Here is a 2,238-nt window from a genome sequence, read left to right on the forward strand (position 1 = left end):
CGTTATGGCTTACTTCAAATTGCTCATGAACCCGAACGACTCTGTCAGCGCTAAGCGTATTATTAAACGCTATGTTGCAGGCATCGGTGACGCTCGTATCGCTGCTATTGAAAGCCCTGAAACGCGTCAAGTAGGCTTGAAATTGACGGACTTTATGGATATGCCTATCTTTGAAGCGGAACCTTACGCCAAGCTCGTTAGTGGCTTAGAAAATCATGAGGTTGTAGTATACGATGTGGAAAGTACTGGTACCGATACGTCCCAAGACCGCATCATTCAAATTGCAGCCATTCGTATCGATGAAAACGGACAAGTGTTAGAGACCTTTGAACGCTTTATTAATCCTGGGGTCCCTGTAGGACAATCCGAAGAGGTACACGGATTCTCCGATGCGTATTTACAAGAACACGGCGAAGACCCAGCTACAGTGCTACAAGCCTTTAAGGAGTTCTCCAAGAATGCTATCATCGTAGGTCACAATGTGAATTATGATGTGACTATCTTTACGAATGAATTGGCACGCCATAATTTAGGAAATCCTGAATTTAAGGCTATCTACGATACACTCGATATTTACCGTCGCTTCTATCCCAATTTGCCAAATCATAAATTGGGCTTCCTAGCCTCTCAGTTTCCTATCAATCATGAGCCTACGCACAATGCGATGGACGATATCTTGGCCACTGCACAGCTTTTAATCTATGCGGTGAAAGAAAACATCGTGCCTACAACGACTGGTCGTATGGTGGCGATTAACAAATATAAAGCAGCTTTCACCAATATTGCGTCCCAAATGGCAACCTTGCGTAGAAAGGCCTACACGGAATTACCAACGAAGTTATTGGCCTATATTATGAACCGAATGGGGGTTCTAGAGTACTATAAATCCCATGGGGAAGCGGCAAAGGTAGAGCATATACGGGATCTATATCGCATTATGGAAAAACTAGATGCAGCCTATGAAGGGCCAGCTGGTTTGGCTCGATTAAATCAAATCTTGCAGATGGCGGCCCTTACAGCCGGTGAACCTGCTCAACAGGTACGCAACGAAGATCGCATTCCTATCATCACTATTCACCAAGCGAAAGGAAGCGAGTTTGACCACGTGTTCTTGGCAGGCCTCAATGAAGGAACCTTCCCTAGTCCTTTTGCTATCGCAGAAGGTCGTGAAGACGAAGAAAAGCGCTTGTTCTATGTGGCCATCACGCGCCCTAAACAAGAGCTGACCATTACCTTTGAACAAACGAATATACGTGGCCGAGCTGTTCAACCAAGCTCGCTACTGAACTACATGCCACGAGACCCTGAGCTCGTAGAAAGGAGATACTAATGGCGCGAAAAACACATCGTCCAGATGATATTTTGTGGACTGTCACTGCCGCAGATATAGAGGCTGCACGTAGTGAAAAAACTGAGATTACACTTGGCGCAGTACTAGATACTAAATATCCTCGTAAATCCTTAGTCAAGCTATTCGAGGAAAAGCTCATCCATATTAACGGTCATAAGGCGACGCCAAAGGATGTTATCTCCGAAGGTGATGAGATTTGGATTGCTATGGCGAAGGAAAAAATTGACCACGAACCAATTGAAATGGACTTACATATCTTATATGAAGATGATGATCTCCTCATTGTGGATAAGCCAGCTGGTGTGACGGTAAACTCTAAGGACCAAGTATCCCTTGCCAATGGTGTGGCTCACTATTTCAAAGAACATGGTATCAAGCGTAAGGTGCGTTTCTTAAACCGTTTAGATAGAGATACGACGGGGTGCATCGTAATTGCTAAAAGCGGTTTAGCTCAAAGCCTTTATCAACAGCAAATGGACGATAATACCTTTGAAAAGTGGTATATGGCCACTGTAGAAGGTATTGTAGAAGCTGATGAAGACTCTTTAGTATTGCCGATGGATCGTAGTACTGATGGTATTCATTACGAAGTAAATCCTAAAGGAAAAGAAACGCGCACAGATTATTCCGTCCTCTGTAGACATTCTTCACACCCTGTGGATAACTCTGTGAATAAGTCCCAAAATTCTGTGGATATACTATTAAAAAATGTGGATATAGAAGTACTAGATGTGGATAAAAGTAGTCAAAATGTGGACAAATCTGTGTATAACTCATCAAAATGTGGATATACAGAGGTTTTAGTCCGTTTGTACACAGGAAAAACACATCAAATTCGAGTAGCTTTCAGCCATATAGGTCACCCTCTCGTAGGGGATACATTATAC

General features: G+C 43.3%; 2 protein-coding genes. Both read left to right on the plus strand.

Annotated features, from left to right (window positions below):
* The coding region (locus tag Q0F90_RS08890; protein ID WP_296004877.1) for a 3'-5' exonuclease at positions 1-1,330 on the plus strand (1,330 nt) is incomplete at its 5' end.
* The coding region (locus tag Q0F90_RS08895; protein WP_296004879.1) for an RluA family pseudouridine synthase at positions 1,330-2,238 on the plus strand (909 nt) is incomplete at its 3' end. The genes Q0F90_RS08890 and Q0F90_RS08895, both read left to right, overlap by 1 nt.

Source organism: uncultured Veillonella sp. (assembly GCF_934190855.1).
Lineage (GTDB): Bacteria > Bacillota > Negativicutes > Veillonellales > Veillonellaceae > Veillonella.